The organism is Paraburkholderia ginsengiterrae (assembly GCF_001645125.1).
Lineage (GTDB): Bacteria > Pseudomonadota > Gammaproteobacteria > Burkholderiales > Burkholderiaceae > Paraburkholderia > Paraburkholderia ginsengiterrae.
This window is the reverse complement of record NZ_LXKA01000327.1, coordinates 118485-141645: the sequence shown is the minus strand read 5'-3', so window position 1 is coordinate 141645 and position 23161 is coordinate 118485. Positions and strand designations below refer to the sequence as shown.

The window sequence follows — 23161 nt, the reverse complement described above, 5'->3', positions numbered from 1 at the left end:
AGCGCGACCGGAAAGTCGCGCTGACAAAGGTTTGGAGATCTTTTTCGTCAACGAAAAAGTCTGCTTCGGAAAGCAGATATTCCAGTATAGCGGCCCAGCTCATTTCGATTGTGAACATAAATTGCAATCATCTATTGCATCAATAACAACAATCATTTTCTTACGCCCTATCGCGTTGTTTTTTGCCTCGATTACTGTAGCAAATGAGCAACGCAATTGCGTCGACGCACGCCCTTCACTTTGCAGAAAAACGCCGCGAGCCTTTATTTATAAGGCTCAAGCGGCGCCCACATATCGTTTCGGCAGGCGTAATACTTTATTGCTGAAATCGGAACATCCCTGGCGGGAAGTGTCTATCTACACTCTGCTTAATCGGAAAACGGTGCGGCTTTTTTGCGCGCCTCTCATGCGGATTACGCCTCTCGCAGCGCCCGCGTGAAAGTTTCCTTAAGCCTGGGTCTCAAACCCACTCTCGCTCTCGGAGCTACACAATGAAAAAGACTCTCATGGTCGCCGCCCTCACGGGCGTTTTTGCCACGGCCGCCCATGCCCAAAGCAGCGTTACGCTGTACGGCTTGATCGACGCTGGCATCACTTATACGAACAACCAGCACGGCCATAGCAATTGGCAGGAAACCAGCGGCTCGGTTAACGGCAGCCGTTGGGGCCTGCGAGGTTCGGAAGATCTCGGTGGCGGTCTGAAGGCCATCTTCACGTTGGAAAACGGCTTCGGCATCAACGACGGCACGCTCAAGCAAGGCGGCCGTGAATTCGGCCGTCAAGCCTTCGTGGGCCTGACCAGCGACCAGTTCGGCGCCCTGACCCTCGGCCGTCAATACGACAGCATGGTCGACTACGTCGGCCCGCTGGCGCTGACCGGCACGCAATACGGCGGCACGCAGTTCGCGCACCCGTTCGACAACGACAACCTGAACAACTCGTTCCGCGTCAACAACTCGGTCAAGTACCAGAGCGTGAACTACGGTGGTTTCAAGTTCGGCGGCCTATATGGCTTCTCGAACCAGGCTGACGGCTTCTCCAACAACCGTGCTTACAGCGCGGGTGCATCGTATAACTGGGGCGGCCTGAACCTCGCAGCCGCTTACCTGCAACTGAACAGCAACGGCGCGACCGGCGCGGCTGCTGCGTTCAATTCGGGTGGCGCAGTGTCGAGCGACAACACGTTCTTCGCCAAGCGTCAGCAAACGTGGGGCGCAGGCGCAAACTACTCGTTCGGCCCGGCTACGGTCGGTCTGGTGTACTCGCAAACGAACCTGCAGGGCCTGGCCGGCATCGGTGCAGGCGCGTCGGGTCAGTCGGCCGGCATCGGTTTCCCGAGCGACAGCGCTCACTTCCAGAACTTTGAAGCGAACGCCCGTTACGCTCTGACGCCGGCAGTCAGCATCGCCGGTTCGTACACGTACACGCGCGCAAGCCTGGCTGGCACGCGCCCGCATTGGAATCAGTTCAACCTGCAAACCGCCTATGCGCTGTCCAAGCGTACCGACGTGTACCTGCAAGGCGAATATCAGCAAATCAACCAGAACGCCATCGTCGATGCCGACATCAACGGTCTGGGCGCTTCGGGCAACAACAAGCAAGTTGCTGTGACCGCAGGCCTGCGTCACCGCTTCTAAAGCTGCTGGCAGGACTCGCAGTCTCGAAGGCGCCGTTCGCGGCGCCTTTTTTTATGTTGCGTCGAAAACGGATCTGGAGGCGAGCAGGATGCCCCTTCGCCGACTCCATGCGCTCAAAGGTTGGACAAAACTAACCACCGGTATCAGGCGGCGGATATTTCACATCCAGGATGTCGATCGGCTGCGGGCCGGCAGGCGTGTACAACGTCACCGTGTCGCCGATTTTGGCCTTGAGCAGCGCGCGCGCAATCGGCGAGATCCAGCTCACATGCCCGATATCCAGATCGACCTCGTCGATGCCGACAATCGTCACGACGTGCTCATCACCATCTTCCGACGCATATTCGACCGTTGCGCCAAAGAACACCTGATCGACATTCTCCTGCTTGCTGCTGTCGACGACTTCAGCAAGATCGAGGCGTTTGGTCAGAAAGCGGATGCGCCGGTCGATTTCGCGCAAGCGGCGTTTCCCGTAGATGTAATCGCCATTTTCCGAGCGATCCCCGTTCGAAGCGGCCCACGAGACCAGCTTGACCACCTCCGGGCGCTCGACGTCGATCAGATGCAGCAGCTCATCGCGCATACGCCGATAACCGGCCGGCGTGATGTAGTTTTTCGTACCCGCGGGGACTTCCGGCTGGGTGGCGTCGAGATCGTCGTCGTTCTCTTCGCTCGATTCTTTGACAAAGGCCTTGTTCATGATGATCCATTAACTGCAGCAAGCGACTGCCTATCAAGGGTACACGATCGCGACCATGAGACAAATCGCAGTTACATGCTTCCCTTTTTCAAAACCTTTGCTATAATCTCGTTTCTGCGTGCGGCTGTAGCTCAGTTGGATAGAGTACTTGGCTACGAACCAAGGGGTCGTGGGTTCGAATCCTGCCAGCCGCACCACTTATTCGAGGGCCTCCCTCCGGGGAGGCCCTTGCGTTTTACCCGGTTTCATTGCTGTAAGCATTACCCGTTTAGCGTGCGGCTGTAGCTCAGTTGGATAGAGTACTTGGCTACGAACCAAGGGGTCGTGGGTTCGAATCCTGCCAGCCGCACCACCTATAAAGGGCCTTCCGTTCGGAAGGCCCTTTTCTTTTTGTCCAATGGTTTCGGTGTCGCCCGCCTCCCCGCCTCCTGCTTTGCCGCGCACCCAGAGTCTCTGCGACGGCGCGGCACCGGCGGGCCAGCTCAGCGCCCAAGCGGTCAGTAGTCAGTAATCCGCCCTCTCGCGGTCGATTCGCATGCCGCCGTCGTGACGGTGATGACCTTCCTCGCTCGGCCGCTCGCGCGCAATGCGCATGACATCCGGGTTCGTACGCACCCGGCGCATCACATTGGCCAGGTGAACGCGATCGCTGACCTGAATCACGAAGCGCAGCACAGTGGATTCCTGCGACAGGTCTTCGTCCATCGCAATGTGCACGATGTTTGCATCGGCTGACGTGATGTCAGCCGCCACACGGGCAAACACACCCTTGGTGTTCTTGACCAGCACCTTCACGGCGACGTCGAACAGACGCCCCGGCTGCGGCGCCCACGCCACATCGATCCAGCGACCCGGATCACGCCGGTGAATACGCTGCGCGACACGGCAGTCCGTAGTGTGGATCGCCATGCCGAGGCCAATGCCGATGTAGCCCATGATGTCGTCGCCAGGAATCGGACGGCAGCACGCGGACAGTTGCACCGACATGCCCTCGGTGCCAGTGATGACGACCGGCGGCGCGTGCGGTGCATTGGGGTCGGAGCGCGAGCCGTCGTCGTCGGCGTCGCGGCCGCTCATCAGCACTTCGATGCGCTTGGCCATGACCGCCGCGACACGCCGGCCAAGACCGATGTCCGCGAAAATTTCCTGACGGTTCTTGTTGCCCGTCCACTGCACGAGCTTTTCCCACGCTTCCGGCGTCACATCGGACAGCGCCAGCCCATAGCCCTTCAGCGCCTGGTCGACGAGACGCTCGCCGAGCTGCACGGACTCGTTCAGGCGCATCGTCTTCAGATAGTGGCGGATCGCTGAGCGCGCCTTGCCGGTGCGCACGAACCCCAGCCACGCCGGATTCGGCTTCGAATACGGCGCCGTGATGACTTCGACGATATCGCCGCTCTTCAACTCGGTGCGCAGCGGCAACAGTTCGTTGTTGATCTTGACCGCGACGCACTGGTTGCCCAGGTCGCTGTGGATCGAATACGCGAAGTCGAGCGCCGTGGCGCCGCGCGGCAGCGCCATGATCTTCGACTTCGGCGTGAAAACGTAGACCGCGTCCGGGAACAGGTCGATCTTGACGTGCTCGAGGAATTCGCTCGAATCGCCGGCTTCGCTCTGAATGTCGAGCAGCGATTTCAGCCATTGATGGGCGCGCTTCTGCACATCGTTCAGGTCCGCGCCGCCGTTCTTGTACAGCCAATGCGCGGCCACCCCGGCCTCGGCGATCTCGTGCATCTTGCGCGTGCGCACCTGAAACTCGATCGGTGCGCCGAATGGGCCGACCAGCGTGGTGTGCAGCGACTGATAGCCGTTCACCTTCGGGATCGCGATGTAATCCTTGAACTTGCCCGGCACGGGTTTATAGAGCGCATGCAACGCGCCGATACAGGTGTAGCACTCCAGCGCGCTCTCAACCACGACACGGAAGCCGTACACGTCGAGCACCTGGGAGAACGACAACTGCTTGTCGCGCATCTTCTTGTAAATACTGAAGATGGTTTTCTCGCGGCCGGTGACTTCGGCGTCGAGCTTGGCGTCGGCAATGGCGCGCTGCACCGATTCGAGAATCTTGCCGACCACTTCGCGACGGTTGCCGCGCGCCGCCTTGACGGCTTTTTCGAGCGTGGCGTACCGATGCGGATTGAAGTTCGCGAAGCTCAGGTCCTGCAGCTCGCGATAAGTATTGTTCAGGCCAAGCCGGTGAGCGATCGGCGCGTAGATGTCCAGCGTCTCGCGCGCCACGCGGCGGCGCTTTTCCGGCGGCACCGCGCCGAGCGTGCGCATGTTGTGCAGCCGGTCGGCGAGCTTCACCAGAATCACGCGGACGTCGCGCGCCATCGCGAGCAGCATCTTGCGGAAGTTTTCCGCTTGCGCTTCTTCGCGATTGCGAAACTCCATCTTGTCCAGTTTCGACAACCCGTCGACCAGTTCCGCGACCTTCGCGCCGAAACGCTCGGCGAGTTCGGCCTTGGTCACACCCTGGTCTTCCATCACGTCATGCAGCAGCGCCGCCATGATCGACTGGTCGTCGAGATTCCAGCCGGCGCAGATTTCCGCCACGGCTACCGGATGCGTGATGTAGGGCTCGCCGCTCTGGCGGTACTGGCCGAGGTGGGCTTCGTCGCTGAAATGGAAGGCCGCCTTGACCTGCTTGATCTCTTCCGGCTGCAGATAGCCGGACAAGGTGGCCGTCAGCTTGGCGATGGAGACGACGTCATGCCGGCGCGGCTGCTCCGGCGTGGCGGTTGGTCCGAACAGATGGCGAAACGACTGTTCAAGGACCGCGTCGATGTACTTCCGTGCAGACGAGGGCGAGTCGGCGTCGTGTTCCGCTTCCGTGGCGGTGGGCGGGGTAGTACTCATGGTCGCCTCCGTAGCGGTTAGGGTTGGACGCCGGTCTGCACGTTGGTGCAATCAGGTGTTGCAAATGCGTGTGGCAAACGCGTGTGGCAAATTCGGCGATCGAATACGGAACAAGGCGCCTTAGACAGGCACCTTCTTCAGCATTTCGACGCCGACCTGGCCGGCCGCGATTTCGCGCAGCGCGACGACCGTGGGCTTGTCGCGGCTTTCGATCTTCGGCGTGTGGCCTTGAGCGAGCTGACGCGCGCGATAGGTTGCGGCAAGCGCGAGTTCGAAACGGTTCGGGATCTGTTTGAGGCAGTCTTCGACGGTAATGCGGGCCATGTTGGGTTCCTTCTCAGTATGTTGCTTATTCTACCTTATGTGCTCGAAACACCGCCGCGCTCACGCGTGCGGCAGATGGATGCCGAGCTGCACGAAAAGCTTTGTGTGGCGTGCGTATTGCGAGGCGAAGCGCGAACGCGTCGCGGCCACGAGGCACTGCAATTCGCCGAGCGCGCGATCGAAGTTCTCGTTGATCACCACGTACTCCGCTTCCGCCGCGTGCGCCATCTCGCTGCCGGCCGCCAGCAGCCGGCGCGTAATGACGTTCGGCTCATCCTGGCCGCGCTTTTTCAGACGGTCTTCGAGTGCTTCGAGCGACGGCGGCAAGATGAAGATTTCCACTGCGTTGTGAAACTGCTTCTTCACCTGCTGCGCACCCTGCCAGTCGATTTCGAGCAGCACGTCATGGCCGCTTTTCATCTGCTGCTCGATCCACACGCGCGAGGTGCCGTAGTAGTTGCCGTGCACTTCCGCGCTTTCGAGAAACTCGCCCGCATCGTGGCGCTTCATGAAATCGTCGACGGTGGTGAAGTGGTAATGCTCGCCGTCCTGCTCCTTGGGACGCGGCGGACGCGTCGTGTAGGAGATCGACAGACGGATCGCGTTATCGCCGGCGAGCAGCGCGTTCACCAGCGTCGACTTGCCGGCGCCCGAGGGCGCGACGACCATGAACAGGTTGCCGGGATAAGCACCGGCATACGGATTGCGCGGCGTTTCGCGTGTGTGGTCGGTCATGTTGTTGGTGCTCCAGCTTTATTCCAGATTCTGTACTTGCTCGCGCATCTGTTCGATGAGCAGCTTCAGGGTCATCGACGAATCCGCCAGTTCTTTCGCGGCCGCCTTCGAGCCGAGCGTGTTCGCTTCGCGATTCAGTTCCTGCATCATGAAGTCGAGGCGCTTGCCGACCTTGCCGCCCTTCTGGATCACGTGACGCGTTTCGTTCAGGTGAGCCGTGAGGCGCGACAGTTCTTCGGCGATGTCGATACGGATGCCGTACATCGTCACTTCCTGGCGAATCCGCTCGTTGATTTCCTCACGCGAAACGATCGTCGCGGCCGCATCCGGCGCGGCAATGCCGAGCGCTTCCTGCAACCGTTCGACAATCTTCTGCTGGTGCTTCGCGATCAGCTCCGGCACGAGCGGCGTGATCTTCGTGACGATCGCTTCCATTTCGGTCACGTTGGCAATCAGCATGGTGGCCAGTTGCGCGCCTTCGCGGGCGCGCACGTCGATCAGGTCCGCGATGGCCTGCTTGCCGCACGCCAGCACCGCGTCGCGCAGCGTGTCCGGCGCCACGCCGCTTTCGGCCAGCACGCCTGGCCAGCGCAGGATTTCGCCGGTGCGCAGACGTCCGGCTTCCGGGAACGTCGAGAGCACGGTGCGTTCGAGCACCGCGAGCTGGGTAAGCGCATCCTTGTTGACGGAGCCGGCGTTGGCCGACTGCTCGCTGCGTTGCAGGTTGATGCGGATATCCACCTTGCCGCGCGACAGCTTGTTCATCAGCATCTCGCGCAGCGTGGGTTCGCACACGCGCACGTCTTCCGGCATGCGGAAGTTCAGATCGAGAAAGCGCGAGTTCACCGTGCGCAGTTCGACCGAGACGCTTACGCCGCCAGTGCCCGAAGCGGCGACGAGTTCGCGCGTGGCGCTCGCATAGCCCGTCATGCTGTAGATCATCGTATTTCTCGCGATTGTGGCCATGCGTTCGACGATGGCCGGGGAGTCGAATCGCCCGGCGTGTACGAGACGCGGGGCGGAGAACCGCCATTATCCCATTTTTGGCGGAAAGGCCGCCCGGCGATGAAGCCGCTTGCGAGCCACGTGGAGAGCCATGTCGAGAGCCGTGACACATGTGGCCTGCCGCCCCACCCGATCGGCTGTAAAATTGCGGTTTCCCTCCTGCCTTCTTCCAGACCGATCCTCATATGACCGACAACACTCAACGCCCCAGCGGCCGCCAGGCCAATCAGCTGCGCGACGTGCGCATCACGCGCCACTATACGAAGCACGCGGAGGGCTCGGTGCTGGTCGAATTCGGCGACACGAAGGTGATCTGCACCGCGAGCATCGCCGAGAGCGTGCCTTCGTTTCTGCGCGACCGCGGCCAAGGCTGGCTGACCGCCGAATACGGCATGCTGCCGCGCGCCACGCACACCCGCAGCGACCGTGAAGCGGCGCGTGGCAAGCAAACCGGACGCACCCAGGAAATCCAGCGTCTGATCGGCCGCGCGCTGCGCTCGGTGTTCGACCTGGAAAAACTCGGCGCGCGTACGCTGCATATCGACTGCGACGTGATCCAGGCCGACGGCGGCACGCGCACGGCCAGCATCACCGGCGCATTCGTGGCCGCGCATGACGCGGTGGCGAGGCTGCTGGCCACCGGCCGCATCGAGAGCTCGCCGATCAGCGATTACGTCGCGGCGATTTCGGTGGGCGTCTACGACGGCCTGCCGGTACTGGATCTCGATTACGACGAAGACTCGCAATGCGACACCGATATGAATGTCGTGATGACCGGCGCAGGCGGTTTCGTGGAGATCCAGGGCACCGCCGAAGGCGTGCCCTTCTCGCGCAATGAAATGAACGCGCTGCTGGACCTGGCGAGCGACGGCATCAAAACGCTGATCGAGAAACAGAAGGCGGCGCTGGAGCACAAGGGTGAATGAAGTGAGTCGAGACAACGGCGCGGCCGCATCCGGCGCGCCATCGCAAGCGCCGCTGAAACGGGTCGTGCTGGCGTCGAATAACGCGGGCAAGCTGCGTGAGTTCGCGGCGCTGCTCGGGGCGGCCGGCATCGAACTGATTGCGCAGGGTGAGCTGAACGTGCCGGAAGCAGAAGAGCCGCATCCGACCTTTGTCGAAAACGCGCTGACCAAAGCCCGCCACGCAGCGAAGCTGACGGGCCTGCCCGCGCTCGCCGACGATTCGGGCCTGTGCGTGCGCGCGCTTCGCGGCGCGCCTGGCGTCTACTCGGCGCGCTACGCGCAACTGGCCGGCGGCGAGAAAAGTGACGCGGCGAACAACGCGCGCCTTGTCTCGGTCATGCAAGGCGAAACCGATCGCCGCGCGTACTACTACTGCGTGCTGGCGCTGGTGCGTCACGCGGACGATCCCGAACCGCTGATCGCCGAAGGCCGCTGGCATGGCGAAATGCTGGACGCGCCGCGCGGCGAGAATGGATTCGGCTACGACCCGTACTTCTTCTTGCCGTCGCTGAATGCGAGCGCCGCGGAACTCGATCCGGCGGTCAAGAACGCCAGCAGCCATCGCGCGATCGCATTGCGCCAACTGCTTGCGCGCCTGACGGAGGAAGCGTGATTCCGATCAAACCGGCGCCGGCCGATATCGGCAACGGTGTCATCAAGGCCTTCACGTCGCCGGGCAGCATCCGGCTGACGTCGCTGCCGCCGCTGGCGTTGTATGTGCATTTCCCGTGGTGCGTGCGCAAGTGTCCGTATTGCGATTTCAACTCGCACGAATGGAAAGGCGACACCTTCCCGGAGAACGAGTATCTCGACGCCTTGCGCGCCGATCTCGAGATGGCGCTGCCGCTTGTCTGGGGCCGCCAGGTGCATACCGTGTTCATTGGCGGCGGCACGCCGAGCCTGTTGTCGGCGGCCGGCCTCGACCGGATGCTCTCGGACGTGCGCGCGCTGCTGCCGCTCGACGCCGACGCGGAAATCACCCTTGAAGCGAATCCCGGCACGTTCGAAGCCGCCAAGTTCGCGCAATTTCGCGCAAGCGGCGTGAACCGGCTGTCGGTGGGCATTCAGAGTTTCAACGAAGCGCATCTGAAGGCGCTCGGCCGGATTCACGATTCGGCGCAGGCGCGCCATGCCGTCGAAGTGGCCGCGACCACCTTCGACAATTTCAACCTCGACCTGATGTTCGCGCTGCCGGGGCAGACGCTCGCCGAATGCCAGGCCGATGTCGACACGGCGTTGTCGTTCGCGCCGCCGCATTTGTCGCTGTATCACCTCACGCTCGAACCGAACACGCTGTTCGCGAAGTTCCCACCTGCCCTGCCCGACGACGATGCATCCGCCGACATGCAGGACTGGATTCACGAACGCACCGCCGCTGCCGGTTATGGGCACTACGAGGTGTCCGCCTATGCGCAGCCTCATCGGCAGAGCAAGCACAACCTGAACTACTGGCGCTTCGGCGATTACCTCGGGATCGGTGCGGGCGCGCATACGAAGCTATCGTTCCCCAATCGCGTGCTGCGCCAGGCGCGCTACAAGCATCCCGCCACTTTCATCGAGCAGGCGATGGCGGGTACCGCGGTGCAGGAAGAGCATGAAGTCGGTGCGCGCGATCTGCCGTTCGAGTTCATGCTGAACGCGCTGCGACTGGTGGAAGGGTTTCCGGTGCATCGTTTCGTAGAGCGCACGGGGTTGTCGATGACATCGATCGAGCCGGCTTTGCAGGAAGCCGAACGGCGCAAGCTGATCACACGCGACCACGAAAAAATTGCGCCGACGCCGCTTGGCCAGGCGTTCCTGAACGATCTGCAAGCGCTGTTTCTGAAAGATCCGCAGTGATTGCAGATCGACCGTGCACCGCAGCGAGGTTTTTTCAGGTTACAATTTCGGGCTTGGAGGTGTGGCCGAGCGGTTTAAGGCACCGGTCTTGAAAACCGGCGAAGGAGCAATCTTTCCGTGAGTTCGAATCTCACCGCCTCCGCCAGAACATCGAGAAAGCCCCGTAAGTTCAAATGCTTACGGGGCTTTGTTGTTTCTGGCACATGTGCGAATGCCCGCTCAGCCAGATCGCGCGCATAACTTTTTGTTCGCGCACTCGCAGAAGCTTGAGCGAAGCACCGCCGCGCACGCGACGACAAACGTCACGCGCCAATCATCTCCAACTTCTCGCGCGCATCCGCACAACGGCGGTTCAGGTCACGATGCATCAACTGGCTGTCGAGCAATGTAGATACATCAGACAAACCATAATCAAAGCGCAAGACGTATTCGATGTCTGTGTAGTCGTGATAGGCGCCGCTGTCCGCCAGCTTCTGCGCTTCAGCGAATGCGGCGTGTTGCCGTTCGCCATTCATCAAATCTCTGATCGCCATGATTGCCGCTCCGAGGAACAGTGGTGCAATCATAGCAATGCAAATCGAATCGCACGGTAGCGCGCGCGCAACACCAGGTGTTTTCCGTAGACGCCGCACCGGGCTGCGCTTTGTCAACCCGCTCAGTCAGCCCGCTCGGTCAGCCCGCTTAGTCAACAATCAAACAGCGGCGACAGGTGCCTTCGTTCCGTGCCACCGCACGACCAGAATCCGGCCGAGATAACAGAGCAAGCCCGCCACCCCCACCACGATGCCCATGCCCTTGGGCGAGCCGTCCTGCCAAAGTCCGACTGCGAGACTCGACAGCGCGCCGAGCGCCAGCTGCACGGCGCCGAATACGGCCGCCGCCGCGCCGGCATTGACCGGATAACGATGCATCAAATCAGTCGTGCAATTGGCGGACAACAGACCCACCACGCCGACCACGAAGAACAGGCCGAAGACAATCGACCACAGGCCACCCCAGCCGGTCAGCGAGACGAGGCAAACGAACAGCGACGCGATGCAGCTCACGGATGCCGCGAAGGAAATGATCGGCAGCGAGCCGAGCCGGCCGACGAGACGCGTATTCATGAAGTTGCCGAACATGATGCCGACGATATTCAGCGCGAACAGGAAGCCATAGTGCTGCGCCGACACATGAAAATATTCGATGTACACGAACGGCGTTGCCGTGATGTACGCGAACATGGACGCGAACGCCATGCCCCCGCAAAGCATCAGCCCCCACGCAACCGGGTCCCGCAGCAACGTGCCGTATGCCGCGAACGATTTCAGCAACGCCGAGTGCGCGCGCTTTTCGCGCGGCCACGTTTCCGGCACCTTGAGAAACGCCGTCACCGCGCACACCGTACCGAACAACGTCAACGCAATAAAAACGACACGCCAGCCCCCGAGCAGCAGCAACTGCCCACCGAGCAGCGGCGCCAGCAATGGTCCAATCGACGTCACGATGGCAAGCATCGACAGCACGCGAGCGGCATCGGCGGGGCCGTGCGCGTCGCGTGCGATGGCGCGCGCCAGCACCGAAGCCGCGCCCGCGCCCAGCGCCTGCACGAAACGGAACATCACCAGCGAGCCGATCGAGAACGACAACGTACAAGCCACGCTGGCCAGCGCATACATCACGATGCCGCCGAGCAGCACCGGCCGGCGGCCATACGTATCCGACAGCGGACCGTACAGCAGCATGCCGATCGAAAAGCCGAACATGAAACTGGTGAGCGTCGTTTGCGCGGTGCCGGTGCCGACGGAGAACGCCTGCGCGATGGTCGGCAGACTCGGCAGATACATATCGATGGAAATCGGCCCGCATGCGGCAAGCGCACCGAGCAACAGAATCAGCCGGCCATCGGGCCGGCTTCTGGTGATGTAAGACATGGGAATCCAGAGAAGCGCCGCGCCACCATCGGTCGCGGAACACATGAAACGGAGAAAGCTGCAGCTTGACGTCTCAATTGTACGCGACGGTTAACACGCCCGCCTCGCCACGGTCCTGATGGTGCGCAGTGTGCCCTTCCGCGCCCAAACGACGCGCGGCGGCAGCAACGCCGATCGATTAAGCTGGCGCCTGAACGATCCGGGCGTCGCGCGACCGTGTCCACTGCGCCCTTTCCCACCACCCTGTATCGAACTGGCGATGACCGCTTTCCTGCTGATCTGGAGCCCCAAGAAATGGCCGTGGCCCGAATTGCCCGACGTGGCCAAACGGGTCGTCAGCGGCGTCGCGGTGGCTGACGCATGGGGCTGCGGTTTTGCGCGCGGCATTCTGCCGGGCGATCGCGTCTTTCTGCATCGAGTCGCACAGGAGCCGAAGGGCATCTTCGGCTCGGGCTATGTGACGCGCGCACCGTACGAGGTTCCCGATGCCGCGACGAAGCGAGGCTACCGGTTGTGCATCGACTTCGCGTACGACTGGCTTGTCGATGCCCATCAAGGCGTGGTGATTCCCCGCGAGATGTTGCGCACGCACCCTTTCTCCGTGCAGACGTGGGATGCGCAAAGCTCAGGCACCGTAATCAAGCCGATCGCCGAAGGCGCGTTGGAAAAGCGCTGGGCGGAACTCACCGGCAAGCGCGCCAGCAGAACCGGTTCACGCTGACTCCGGTACAATTTCCCCACCATCCGGCGCCGCGCGAACCGCCTTCAGGCAACCCGCGCCGCCGCGCAACCCCTATTCCAGTCATCGCCATGTCCCAGAACGAAATTCTCTTCGAACGCGCGCAGCGCACCATTCCCGGTGGCGTGAACTCGCCGGTCCGCGCCTTCCGCTCGGTTGGCGGCACGCCGCGCTTCATTGAACGTGCGCAAGGCCCTTACTTCTGGGACGCGGACGGTCAGCGCTACATCGACTACATCGGCTCATGGGGCCCGATGATCCTCGGCCACGTTCATCCGGAAGTTCTCGAAGCAGTGCAGCGGGTGCTGGCCAATGGCTTCTCGTTTGGCGCGCCGACCGAATCGGAAGTGGAAATCGCCGAGGAAATCTGCAAACTGGTGCCGTCCATCGAACAGGTTCGCATGGTCTCGAGCGGCACCGAGGCCACCATGAGCGCGCTGCGTCTCGCGCGCGGCTTCACGAACCGCAGCCGTATCGTCAAGTTCGAAGGCTGTTATCACGGCCACGCAGACAGCCTGCTGGTCAAGGCCGGATCGGGCCTGCTGACCTTCGGCAATCCGACTTCGGCGGGCGTGCCGGCGGATATCGCCAAGCACACGACCGTGCTGGAGTACAACAACGTCGCCGAACTCGAAGAAGCGTTCAAGGCTTTCGGCAACGAGATCGCCTCGGTGATCGTCGAGCCGGTGGCGGGCAACATGAACCTCGTGCGCGCCACGCCTGAATTCCTTCAAGCGCTGCGCCGCCTGTGCACCGAGTACGGCGCGGTGCTGATTTTCGACGAAGTGATGTGCGGCTTCCGCGTCGCTCTGGGCGGCGCGCAAGAGGTCTACGGCATCACGCCGGACCTGACGTGTCTGGGCAAGGTGATCGGCGGCGGCATGCCGGCGGCGGCGTTCGGCGGCCGGCGCGACATCATGGCCCACCTCGCACCGCTCGGCGGCGTCTATCAGGCAGGCACGCTGTCAGGCAATCCGATTGCGGTCGCCGCCGGCCTGAAAACGCTGCAACTGATTCAGGCGCCAGGCTTTTATGACACGCTCTCCGCTCGCACGGAGCGCCTCGTGCAAGGTCTCACGAAGGTTGCGCGTGAAGCGAAGGTGCCGTTCGCGGCTGATTCTCTCGGCGGCATGTTCGGCCTCTACTTCACGGAGTCGGTCCCGACCAGTTTCGCCGAAGTGACGAAGAGCGACGTGCCGCGCTTCAACGCGTTCTTTCACAAGATGCTCGACGCCGGCGTGTACTTCGCGCCGTCGGCGTATGAAGCGGGTTTCGTTTCGATCGTGCACGACGACGCGATCGTCGATGCAACGATCGACGCGGCGCGCGGCGCGTTTGCCTCGCTCGCCGGTTAAAGCCTGCACGGCGCTGACGCTGTCAGTATCGACGCTCATTACTGCCTAGCCACCCTACCCAACCGGACGCCGATGTTCTCGCAAACCGATTTCCTCCATATGGAGCGCGCGCTCGCGCTGGCGAGGCGTGGCATGTACACCACCGACCCGAATCCGCGAGTCGGCTGCGTGCTCGTCAAGAACGGCGAGGTGATCGGCGAAGGCTTCACGCAACCGGCCGGCCAGGATCATGCCGAGGTCCGCGCGCTGAAAGACGCGCGCTCGCGCGGTCACGATCTGCGCGGCGCCACGGCCTATGTGACGCTCGAACCGTGCAGCCATTTCGGCCGCACGCCGCCGTGCGCGAACGCGCTGATCGAGGCGCAGGTCGCGCGCGTGGTCGCGGCGATGGAAGACCCCAACCCGCAGGTGTCCGGACGCGGTCTTGCCATGCTGCGCGACGCCGAGATCGAAGTGCGCTGCGGGCTGCTCGCCAATGAAGCGCACGAACTGAATATCGGCTTCGTGTCGCGCATGACCCGTGGCCGCCCGTGGGTCCGCATGAAAGTGGCGGCCTCGCTGGACGGGCGCACCGGCTTGCCTTCCGGCATCAGCCAATGGATTACCGGCGAAGCGGCCCGCGCCGACGGTCACGCCTGGCGCGCCCGCGCGTCGGCGATACTGACCGGCATCGGCACGGTCAAGGAAGACAATCCGCGCATGACGGTACGCGCCATCGAGACGCCGCGTCAGCCGCAACGCGTGCTGATCGACAGCCGGCTCGACGTGCCGCCCGAGGCCCCGATCCTGGCCGGCGCGCCCACGCTGATCTTCTGCGGCGATCTCGACGAGCGTCTTGCCGATCGTGCGAGCGCGCTGCGCGATCGCGGCGCCGAAATCGTCCCGCTGGCGAATCCGGACGGCAAGGTCGATCTGCCCGCCGTGCTCAAAGTGCTTGGCGAACGCAACGTGAACGAACTGCACGTCGAGGCTGGCTACAAGCTGAACGGCTCGCTGTTGCGCGAAGGTTGCGTGGACGAACTCCTGATTTATCTCGCACCGAGTCTGCTGGGCATGGATTCGATGAGCATGTTCAATCTGGGCGCGCCGGAAACCCTTGAAGGCCGCGTCAAACTGAATTTCCACGCAGTCGACCGGATCGGCGACGACCTGCGGATTCTCGCGCGCTTCGCGCCGCAGTCCGCCCCGGAATCCGATACCGATCCAGCGTCCCCACCCGTTTCGAATTGATCGAGGATTAATACGATGTTCACAGGAATCGTCGCGGCCGTGGGCCGCATTGAATCAGTCAAGCCGCTCGGCACGGACGGCGACGCTGGCGTGCGCCTCAACGTGGAAGCCGGTGGTCTCGATCTCGAAGACGTCCAGCTTGGCGACAGCATCACGATCCAGGGCGCATGCATGACCGTCGTGGCCAAAACCGAGCATTCGTTCGAAGTCGACGTCTCGCGCGAAAGCCTGAACTGCACGGCCGGCCTCGGCGAGACCGGCGAAGTCAATCTCGAGAAAGCGCTGCGCGCACATGACCGGCTTGGCGGCCACATTGTCTCGGGTCATGTGGACGGCCTCGGCACCGTCACGCATTTCGCGCCGGTCGGCGAATCGCACGAACTGCGCGTGCTGGCGCCGCGCGAGATCGGCCGCTATCTCGCGTTCAAGGGCTCTATCACTGTCAACGGTGTCAGCCTGACCGTCAACTCGGTTAAAGATCGCGACGATGGCTGCGAGTTCTCGATCAATCTGATTCCGCACACGGTCGAAGTGACCGCTCTCAAGCGTCTGCGCGAAGGCACGCAGGTGAATCTGGAGATCGATCTGATCGCCCGGTATGTGGAGCGGATGCTGAACGCGCCCAAATAACCGGCCGCGAACCCGGCCACGCATGGGCTGGCGGCGGCGCCCTGCCGCCTTCAGCCGGTTCATGCGTCTATCGTTTCAACGAGCATAGCAACGGCGGACGGCTCATCGCCAGTCGGCCAAACGGCCTATGCCATCCGTCGAAGGCGACGCGAAGTCGCGCGTGGCGTAAAATACGCGCTTTCTTCGATAATCACGCCAACATGACGCTCGCCTCCACTACAGAGATCATCGCCGAACTGAAAGCCGGCCGGATGGTGATCCTCGTCGACGAAGAAGACCGCGAAAACGAAGGCGATCTCGTGATCGCCGCCGAATTCGTCACGCCGGAAGCGATCAACTTCATGGCCCGCTACGGCCGTGGCTTGATCTGTCTGACGCTCACGCAGGAGCGCTGCAAGCTGCTGAACCTGCCGCTCATGACCTACCGCAACGGCACGCAATACGGCACGGCGTTCACGGTCAGTATCGAAGCGGCCGAAGGCGTAACCACCGGCATCTCGGCGGCCGACCGCGCCCACACCATTGCCACCGCGGTCGCGCCGGACGCCAAGGCCGACCACATCGTTCAGCCCGGCCACGTGTTCCCGATCATGGCCCAGCCTGGCGGCGTGCTGGTGCGCGCCGGCCACACCGAGGCAGGTTGCGACTTCACCGCGCTGGCAGGCCTTACGCCGGCTGCGGTGATCTGCGAAGTGATCAAGGATGACGGCACGATGGCGCGCCTGCCGGACTTGCTGGAGTTCGCGAAAGAACATGGTCTGAAGATCGGCACGATCGCCGATCTGATCCACTATCGCAGCCGTACCGAGTCGATCGTCGAGCGTATTTGCGAACGCACCATGCAGACGGCGCACGGCCCGTTCCGCGCGGTCATGTATCTCGACCAGCCGAGCGGCCACCCGCACATCGCGCTGGTCCGCGGCACGCCGTGCACGGATCAGGACACGCTGGTGCGCGTGCATGAGCCGCTGTCGGTACTGGATCTGCTCGAAGTCGGCGAATCCACCCACTCGTGGACGCTGGACGCGGCCATGAAAGAGATCGCCAAACGCGACTGCGGCGTGATCGTGCTCCTGAATTGCGGCGACTCGAAAGACCATCTGATCGACGTCTTCAAGGCGTTCGACTCGAAGGAAAGGGCCGAGGCGCTCAAGCGCCGACCGGTCGACTTCAAGACATTCGGCATCGGCGCGCAGATTTTGCGCGAGCTCGGTGTCGGCAAGATGCAGGTGCTGTCGAACCCGCGCAAACTGGGCAGCATGTCGGGTTACGGTCTCGAAGTCACAGGCTTCGTGCCGATGCCGGGCAGCAAGGCACAGGCTCCGCAACAAGGCTGATCCGACCACTCACGCGCTTGGCGCCCACTCAAAACACTACGGAATTAACATGGAAATCGGACAATACCAACCGAACCTCGACGGCGACGGACTGCGTATCGGCATCGTCCAGGCACGCTTTAACGAACCCGTTTGCAACGGCCTCGCAGACTCCTGCATCGAAGAACTCGAACGCCTCGGCGTGACTGGCGAAGACGTGCTGCTCGTCACCGTGCCCGGCGCGCTGGAAATCCCGCTGGCGCTTCAAAAGCTCGCCGAAAGCGCGCAATTCGACGCGCTGATCGCACTCGGCGCGGTGATCCGCGGCGAAACGTACCACTTCGAACTGGTCTCGAACGAAAGCGGCGCCGGCATCACGCGGATTGGCCTCGACTTCGGCATTCCGGTCGCGAATGCCGTGCTGACCACCGAAAACGACGAGCAGGCTGTTGCCCGCATGACCGAGAAGGGTCGTGACGCGGCGCGCGTCGCGGTCGAGATGGCGAACCTCGCCGTCGCGCTGGAGCAACTCGGCGGCGACGACGAGGAAGAGGACGAAGAAGAGGAAGAGGCATGAAGAGTGCACGCCGACGCTCCCGCGAACTAGCCACGCAGGGGCTTTACCAGTGGCTGCTGTCGGGTTCGCCCGCCGGTGAGATCGACGCGCAACTGCGCGGCGCGCAAGGCTTCGACAAGGCCGACCATGAACATCTGGACGCCATTCTGCACGGCGTGATCCGCGATTCGGAAGCACTCTCCGCCGCGATCGCTCCGTGTCTGGACCGTCCGATCGAGCAGCTCTCGCCGGTCGAACGCGCCGTGCTGATGGTCGCCGCGTTCGAGTTGAAGAATAACGTCGACATCCCCTACCGCGTAGTGATCAACGAAGCGGTGGAACTCGCCAAAACGTTCGGCGGCGCTGACGGCTACAAGTACGTCAACGGCGTGCTGGACAAGCTGGCGGCGCAACTGCGCGTGGACGAGACGCAGGCGGCCCGCAAGCGTTGAGCGTAAAGCGCATGACGCCGGTGCCCGCCGTGGTCGCCGGTGTATGCCTGCGCTGAACGCGGCAAAACCGCACCGCTTGCAAGGACGCCGTTTCGCGCATCAATAACCGCGCGAAACGGTGTCCGGCTTTTGCTTCTGAACTGGATTTGATTGTATGAACTCCGTGACCGAACCCTTGGTGCGGCTTGCCGCTCGCGTAGACGCCATCCAGCCTTTCTACGTGATGGAACTGGCCAAGGAGGCCGCGCTCCTCGAGCGCGACGGACGCGACATCATCCACATGGGAATCGGCGAGCCCGATTTCACCGCGCCCGAGCCGGTCATCGAGGCGGCCGCGAGCGCGCTACGCCGCGGCGTGACCCAGTACACCAACGCGCTCGGCCTGCACGCGCTGCGCGAGGCGATCTCGGCGCATTACGCAGACTTCTACGGCGTCGATGTAGATCCAGGGCGGATCGTGGTTACCGCCGGCGCATCGGCGGCGCTGGTGCTGGCCTGCGCGGCGCTGGTCGATCGCGACGACGAAGTCCTGATGCCCGATCCGTGCTACCCGTGCAACCGCCATTTCGTGATCGCAGCGGAAGGCAAGCCGGTCATGGTGCCGAGCGGCCCGGCCGAACGCTTCCAGCTGACCGCGGCCGATGTGGAGCGCCTGTGGAACGAGCGCACCCGCGGCGTGCTGCTCGCCTCGCCGTCGAACCCGACCGGCACGTCGATCGAGCCGGCTGAACTCGAGCGCATTGTGAAGACCGTGCGGGCGCGCGGCGGCTTCACCATCGTTGACGAAATCTACCAGGGCCTGAGCTACGGCGCGAAGCCCGTGTCGGCGCTCTCGTTCGGCGAAGACGTGGTCACGGTCAACAGTTTTTCCAAGTACTTCAACATGACAGGCTGGCGACTGGGCTGGCTGGTGGTCCCCCCCGGCATGGTCAGCGCGTTCGAAAAGCTGGCGCAAAACCTGTTCATCTGCGCGTCGGCGCTTGCCCAGCACGCGGCGCTCGCCTGCTTCGAACCGGAAACGATTGCGATCTACGAAGCGCGGCGCCTGGAATTCCAGCGCCGCCGCAACTTCATCGCGCCGGCGCTGGAATCGCTCGGCTTCTCGGTGCCGGTCATGCCTGATGGTGCGTTCTATGTGTATGCCGATTGCCGCACGGTCGCGCACCCCGCGGCCGGCGATAGCGCGGCGCTCACCAAAGCGATGCTGCACGATGCGGGCGTCGTGCTGGTGCCGGGCATGGACTTCGGCACGCACGCGCCTAAAGACTACATCCGCCTGTCGTACGCTACCGCGTACTCCAAACTGGAAGAGGCGGTCGAACGGCTGGCGAAGCTCTTCGGACGGGGTTGAGCGAAGAAGTCAAAGCGCCTCCTCGTAATTTTTCCCGAAAGGAACACCTGGGCGGGCGTAGCACCACTCTCCCGCTTCAACCGTCAGACGAAAAAAAGGACACTCGCGAGTGTCCTTTTTTCTTGCTCAGGCTTCTGACTCAAGCCGCCGAAGTTATACCGCCATTGTCAGGCGCCCAACTCCGAGGCCGATGCCACGTGCTTGGTCGCATTGGAGCTGGCGTCGTCCTGCTCGGACACCGGCGTTTTCGCCGGCGCTGCCGCGCTCAACGCATGGCCGCTGTCAAGCGTCACCTGCACGCGCTTGCCATTGCTGGCAGGCGCAGCCGCTGTATTGGCCGACGCGGTCAGAACCGGTGCCTGCGGTGCGTTGATCGGCACCTTGCGGCCGCGTGCCACGTCGCGCAGACGGCCGCGCTCGGCCATCACCTTGGCCCCATAACCACCGTCATCCGGCGAGGTCGAGCCAACGTACAGACGCAAGCCCCCCGGCAACGAACCGCCACGTGCGATGCAATCCTTCAGCACCAGCGCGCCAACCTTGATGTTCGCAAGGGGTTCGAGCGCCGCGCTCTGGCCGCCGAAATACTGGAATTTGTCCGAGTGCACCTTGGACATCACCTGCATCAGGCCTTGCGCACCCACGCCGCTCTCGGCGTACGGATTGAAGCCCGATTCGATCGCCATCACGGACAGCAGCAGAAGCGGATCGAGACCGACTTCGTGGCCGGTGTCGAATGCGGCTTTCACGAGCTCGCTCACGGGCTCCTGCGCGACGCGATAACGACGCGCCAGGTAGGACGCGACCAGATCCTGTTCGCGGGTCGACACCAGCACGCGGTCGTCGCGTGCATCGGCGGACACGCGCTGCGCCGGAATCAGGCGCGCCAGCGCGGTGACGCCTTGCATGGTGCGCGGGTCGAGGCCGTTCAGGGCCGCGACACCCATACCGGCTGCTGAGCCGGTGCCGTCGAAAGCGCCGTCGTAGCTGGTGTTGCTCGCGGTGACGGCGGTGTTGCCGTTGTTCGCGCCGGCTGCGGCGTCGGAACTGTTCGAGTTGGCTGCCAGCGAGTCGTCAGAGGACGCGCTTCCAGGCGGCCCGAAAGCTGGCAGCGGATGGCCCTGCAGCAGACGCGCAGGACCGGCTTGCACAGCCGCGGAAACGACGGGCATAAGCTTGGCGGCAAGGGTGCCGCGCAAGGCGGGCATCAGCCACAGGACGAGTGCCAGCACGACAGCGATACCGCCGACAATGCTGAACAGGTGATGACTCATTCGCGTCCCGCGTCGCAGCACACCGCGCACAACTTGCGCGATACGCTCATCGGGACGCCACGATAACCAGGCGTTCATTCAGATCTCCCATGTTGCATGATCCGCGAACTCCGCCAGATGAAAAGGCGGTACCGCACATTCGCAGAATCAAGACATCGCGCGCTCCGTCTGGTTAGGGCAGCAGCGACGTCGGGAAAACGGCATATACCGTTTGTGGGGAGCCATCCTGAAAGTGGACCGCGGCATGCCAAAAAAACATGCAGGCGGTGGCTCCCACGCGAAAAACCAGCGTCAACAGGCGCTGGCGAGGACTTCAGTCAGACCGTCAGATACCGTGCAGGGGGGTCGGTAAACGGTGACGCGTTGCGTCAAAAGGGACCGGGGGCAGTGGTAAAAAGGTTCACGCCCTGCAACCAATGTGGACGGATTCTATGCAGGGTTTTATAGATCGTCAACACTATAGACTGGCAAATGTATAACTAATTGTAATAATGAACGGTGTTCAGTCCGCTGAGAGCCGCGCAGCATGCGCCTTTTGAGCCATCTCGAATCAATCGTCCTACCTAAGCCATTTGGCCGATCTACGTGCGCCTGTCAACACAGGTAAAATCGACAATCGCTCTGGCGCCGCGAAGCCCGCTGCGCCCCTTCTTCCCGCCGCTTGCGCGGCACTGAACAGCATCAAATGAAATACAAAGACCTGCGCGATTTCGTCGGCGGTCTCGAGACGATCGGCGAACTGCGCCGTATCTCACAAAGCGTCTCGCCGATCCTGGAAATGACCGAGCTGTGCGACCGCGTGCTGCGCGCCGGCGGCCCGGCGCTGTTGTTTGAGAGCCGGACGCAGCATGCGTTCCCGGTCCTCGGCAACCTGTTCGGCACGCCGCGCCGCGTCGCGCTCGGCATGGGTATCGAGGCGCAAGCGGGTGAAGGCGACGATGCCGCGCTCGAATCGCTGCGCGACGTAGGGCGTCTGCTCTCCGCATTGAAAGAGCCGGAGCCACCAAAGGGACTCAAGGACGCAGGCAAACTGCTCTCGCTCGCGAAGGCCGTCTGGGACATGGCGCCCAAAACGGTGAGTGCGCCACCGTGCCAGGAAATCGTCTGGGAAGGCAACGACGTCGACCTCGCCAGGCTGCCTATTCAGACCTGCTGGCCAGGCGATGCAGGCCCCCTGATTACGTGGGGCCTGACCGTGACAAAAGGTCCGAACAAGAGCCGACAAAACTTAGGCATATATCGCCAGCAATTGATCGGACGTAACAAACTGATCATGCGATGGCTCGCCCATCGTGGCGGCGCACTCGATTTTCGTGAGTTCGCACTGCAGAATCCGGGCAAACCGTATCCGGTGGCGGTGGTGCTGGGCGCCGATCCCGCCACGATCCTCGGTGCGGTCACGCCGGTGCCTGACACGCTCTCCGAATACCAGTTCGCTGGGCTGCTGCGCGGCGGCCGTACGGAGTTGGCGAAATGCATCACGCCGGGCGTCGATGGTTTGCAAGTGCCCGCGCGCGCCGAAATCGTGCTCGAAGGCTTCATCTACCCGCAGGTAGGCACACCGTCGCCCGCTCCCGCAGGCGCGCCTCCGCGTCCGGCCAGGGGCGCGTCCGCGGCCTATGAACACGCGCTAGAAGGCCCCTATGGCGACCACACCGGCTATTACAACGAGCAGGAGTGGTTCCCCGTCTTTACCGTCGAGCGCATCACCATGCGGCGCGACGCGATCTATCACTCCACCTACACCGGTAAACCGCCTGATGAGCCCGCCGTGCTCGGCGTCGCGTTGAATGAAGTGTTCGTGCCGCTGTTACAGAAACAGTTCACGGAGATCACTGACTTCTACCTGCCGCCCGAGGGCTGCAGCTACCGCATGGCCATTGTGCAGATGAAGAAGAGCTACCCCGGCCATGCCAAACGCGTGATGTTCGGCGTATGGAGCTTCCTGCGCCAGTTCATGTATACGAAGTTCATCGTCGTGGTGGACGAGGACGTCAATATCCGCGACTGGAAAGAAGTGATCTGGGCGATCACCACACGCATCGATCCGGCGCGTGACACGGTGCTGGTGGATCGCACGCCGATCGACTATCTGGATTTCGCGTCGCCCGTGGCGGGGCTCGGCTCGAAGATGGGCCTCGATGCGACCAACAAATGGCCGGGCGAAACCGATCGCGAATGGGGCCGCCCAATTGTGATGGACGACGCGGTCAAACAGCGCATCGACACGCTGTGGAACGAACTGGGTCTGTAGCGCAACCTCACAACAAGACTGAAC

At 62.7% G+C, this 23161-nt stretch carries 21 protein-coding genes and 3 tRNA genes; 16 read left to right on the top strand and 8 right to left on the bottom strand.

What is annotated here, in order from left to right; genetic code table 11:
- The first annotated feature begins 491 nt into the window (after positions 1–491).
- Positions 492–1637: a porin gene (locus tag A6V37_RS23040; RefSeq protein WP_064268600.1), complete on the top strand. Its 1146-nt coding sequence runs from the start codon at positions 492–494 to the stop codon at positions 1635–1637.
- Positions 1638–1767: 130 nt separating this feature from the next.
- On the opposite strand, the gene greB is transcribed toward A6V37_RS23040, so the two are convergent.
- Positions 1768–2337, bottom strand: a complete 570-nt coding sequence (gene greB, locus A6V37_RS23035) for a transcription elongation factor GreB (protein WP_064268601.1) — start codon at positions 2335–2337, stop codon at positions 1768–1770.
- Positions 2338–2457: 120 nt separating this feature from the next.
- Here greB and A6V37_RS23030 point away from each other — a divergent pair.
- Together A6V37_RS23030 and A6V37_RS23025 are read left to right on the top strand one after the other, a co-directional pair.
- Positions 2458–2534 (top strand) — tRNA-Arg (locus A6V37_RS23030).
- Positions 2535–2612: 78 nt separating this feature from the next.
- Positions 2613–2689 (top strand) — tRNA-Arg (locus tag A6V37_RS23025).
- 152 nt (positions 2690–2841) lie between these two features.
- On the opposite strand, the gene A6V37_RS23020 is transcribed toward A6V37_RS23025, so the two are convergent.
- From A6V37_RS23020 to A6V37_RS23005, 4 genes are all read right to left on the bottom strand, one after another.
- Complete coding sequence (locus A6V37_RS23020; RefSeq protein ID WP_064268602.1) at positions 2842–5199, bottom strand: RelA/SpoT family protein; 2358 nt, start codon at positions 5197–5199, stop codon at positions 2842–2844.
- A 120-nt stretch (positions 5200–5319) separates the two neighbouring features.
- Positions 5320–5523: a DNA-directed RNA polymerase subunit omega gene (gene rpoZ / locus A6V37_RS23015; protein WP_006025620.1), complete on the bottom strand. Its 204-nt coding sequence runs from the start codon at positions 5521–5523 to the stop codon at positions 5320–5322.
- 60 nt (positions 5524–5583) lie between these two features.
- Positions 5584–6258 carry a guanylate kinase gene (gene gmk / locus A6V37_RS23010; protein ID WP_064268603.1) on the bottom strand — a complete coding sequence of 225 codons (675 nt, stop codon included), beginning with the start codon at positions 6256–6258 and terminating at the stop codon, positions 5584–5586.
- Between the two features lie 18 nt (positions 6259–6276).
- Positions 6277–7200 carry a YicC/YloC family endoribonuclease gene (locus A6V37_RS23005; protein WP_064268604.1) on the bottom strand — a complete coding sequence of 308 codons (924 nt, stop codon included), beginning with the start codon at positions 7198–7200 and terminating at the stop codon, positions 6277–6279.
- 248 nt (positions 7201–7448) lie between these two features.
- On the opposite strand from A6V37_RS23005, the gene rph reads away from it, so the two are divergent.
- The 4 genes from rph to A6V37_RS22985 all read left to right on the top strand — a co-directional run bounded on the left by rph (position 7449) and on the right by A6V37_RS22985 (position 10212).
- Complete coding sequence (rph, locus tag A6V37_RS23000; RefSeq protein ID WP_064268605.1) at positions 7449–8189, top strand: ribonuclease PH; 741 nt, start codon at positions 7449–7451, stop codon at positions 8187–8189.
- Positions 8182–8841 (top strand): RdgB/HAM1 family non-canonical purine NTP pyrophosphatase, encoded by a 660-nt coding sequence (gene rdgB, locus A6V37_RS22995; protein ID WP_064268606.1) that lies wholly within the window; start codon positions 8182–8184, stop codon positions 8839–8841. Before rph ends, rdgB begins: the two co-directional genes overlap by 8 nt.
- Positions 8838–10067, top strand: coding sequence for a radical SAM family heme chaperone HemW (gene hemW, locus A6V37_RS22990; RefSeq protein ID WP_064268607.1), 1230 nt, complete (start codon positions 8838–8840; stop codon positions 10065–10067). Before rdgB ends, hemW begins: the two co-directional genes overlap by 4 nt.
- A gap of 55 nt (positions 10068–10122) precedes the next feature.
- Positions 10123–10212: transfer RNA gene (locus tag A6V37_RS22985), tRNA-Ser, on the top strand.
- Positions 10213–10369: 157 nt separating this feature from the next.
- Here A6V37_RS22985 and A6V37_RS22980 read toward each other — a convergent pair.
- Positions 10370–10600: a hypothetical protein gene (locus A6V37_RS22980; RefSeq protein WP_064268608.1), complete on the bottom strand. Its 231-nt coding sequence runs from the start codon at positions 10598–10600 to the stop codon at positions 10370–10372.
- A 159-nt stretch (positions 10601–10759) separates the two neighbouring features.
- On the bottom strand, positions 10760–11980 hold the full coding sequence (locus A6V37_RS22975; protein WP_064268907.1) for a Bcr/CflA family multidrug efflux MFS transporter: 1221 nt from the start codon (positions 11978–11980) through the stop codon (positions 10760–10762).
- Positions 11981–12239: 259 nt separating this feature from the next.
- On the opposite strand from A6V37_RS22975, the gene A6V37_RS22970 reads away from it, so the two are divergent.
- From A6V37_RS22970 to A6V37_RS22935, 8 genes are all read left to right on the top strand, one after another.
- Positions 12240–12701, top strand: a complete 462-nt coding sequence (locus tag A6V37_RS22970; protein ID WP_064268609.1) for a hypothetical protein — start codon at positions 12240–12242, stop codon at positions 12699–12701.
- Between the two features lie 89 nt (positions 12702–12790).
- Entirely contained in the window at positions 12791–14074 is a 1284-nt protein-coding gene (hemL, locus tag A6V37_RS22965) for a glutamate-1-semialdehyde 2,1-aminomutase (protein ID WP_064268610.1), read from the top strand.
- 72 nt (positions 14075–14146) lie between these two features.
- Positions 14147–15304 (top strand): bifunctional diaminohydroxyphosphoribosylaminopyrimidine deaminase/5-amino-6-(5-phosphoribosylamino)uracil reductase RibD, encoded by a 1158-nt coding sequence (gene ribD, locus A6V37_RS22960; RefSeq protein WP_064286379.1) that lies wholly within the window; start codon positions 14147–14149, stop codon positions 15302–15304.
- A gap of 15 nt (positions 15305–15319) precedes the next feature.
- Positions 15320–15934, top strand: a complete 615-nt coding sequence (locus A6V37_RS22955) for a riboflavin synthase (RefSeq protein ID WP_064268612.1) — start codon at positions 15320–15322, stop codon at positions 15932–15934.
- Positions 15935–16134: 200 nt separating this feature from the next.
- Positions 16135–17271: a bifunctional 3,4-dihydroxy-2-butanone-4-phosphate synthase/GTP cyclohydrolase II gene (gene ribBA / locus A6V37_RS22950; RefSeq protein WP_064268613.1), complete on the top strand. Its 1137-nt coding sequence runs from the start codon at positions 16135–16137 to the stop codon at positions 17269–17271.
- Between the two features lie 49 nt (positions 17272–17320).
- On the top strand, positions 17321–17827 hold the full coding sequence (gene ribH / locus A6V37_RS22945; RefSeq protein ID WP_006050161.1) for a 6,7-dimethyl-8-ribityllumazine synthase: 507 nt from the start codon (positions 17321–17323) through the stop codon (positions 17825–17827).
- On the top strand, positions 17824–18258 hold the full coding sequence (gene nusB, locus A6V37_RS22940; protein WP_064268614.1) for a transcription antitermination factor NusB: 435 nt from the start codon (positions 17824–17826) through the stop codon (positions 18256–18258). Before ribH ends, nusB begins: the two co-directional genes overlap by 4 nt.
- A 154-nt stretch (positions 18259–18412) precedes the next feature.
- Positions 18413–19609 carry a pyridoxal phosphate-dependent aminotransferase gene (locus A6V37_RS22935; RefSeq protein WP_064286378.1) on the top strand — a complete coding sequence of 399 codons (1197 nt, stop codon included), beginning with the start codon at positions 18413–18415 and terminating at the stop codon, positions 19607–19609.
- Between the two features lie 167 nt (positions 19610–19776).
- Here the strand turns inward: A6V37_RS22935 and A6V37_RS22930 are convergent, their stop codons facing one another.
- Positions 19777–20961 carry a transglycosylase SLT domain-containing protein gene (locus tag A6V37_RS22930; protein ID WP_064268616.1) on the bottom strand — a complete coding sequence of 395 codons (1185 nt, stop codon included), beginning with the start codon at positions 20959–20961 and terminating at the stop codon, positions 19777–19779.
- Between the two features lie 607 nt (positions 20962–21568).
- Between A6V37_RS22930 and A6V37_RS22925 the strand changes: the two genes are divergently transcribed.
- A complete protein-coding gene (locus A6V37_RS22925) occupies positions 21569–23137 on the top strand; it encodes a UbiD family decarboxylase (RefSeq protein WP_064286377.1) in 1569 nt (522 codons plus the stop codon).
- Positions 23138–23161 lie beyond the last annotated feature (24 nt).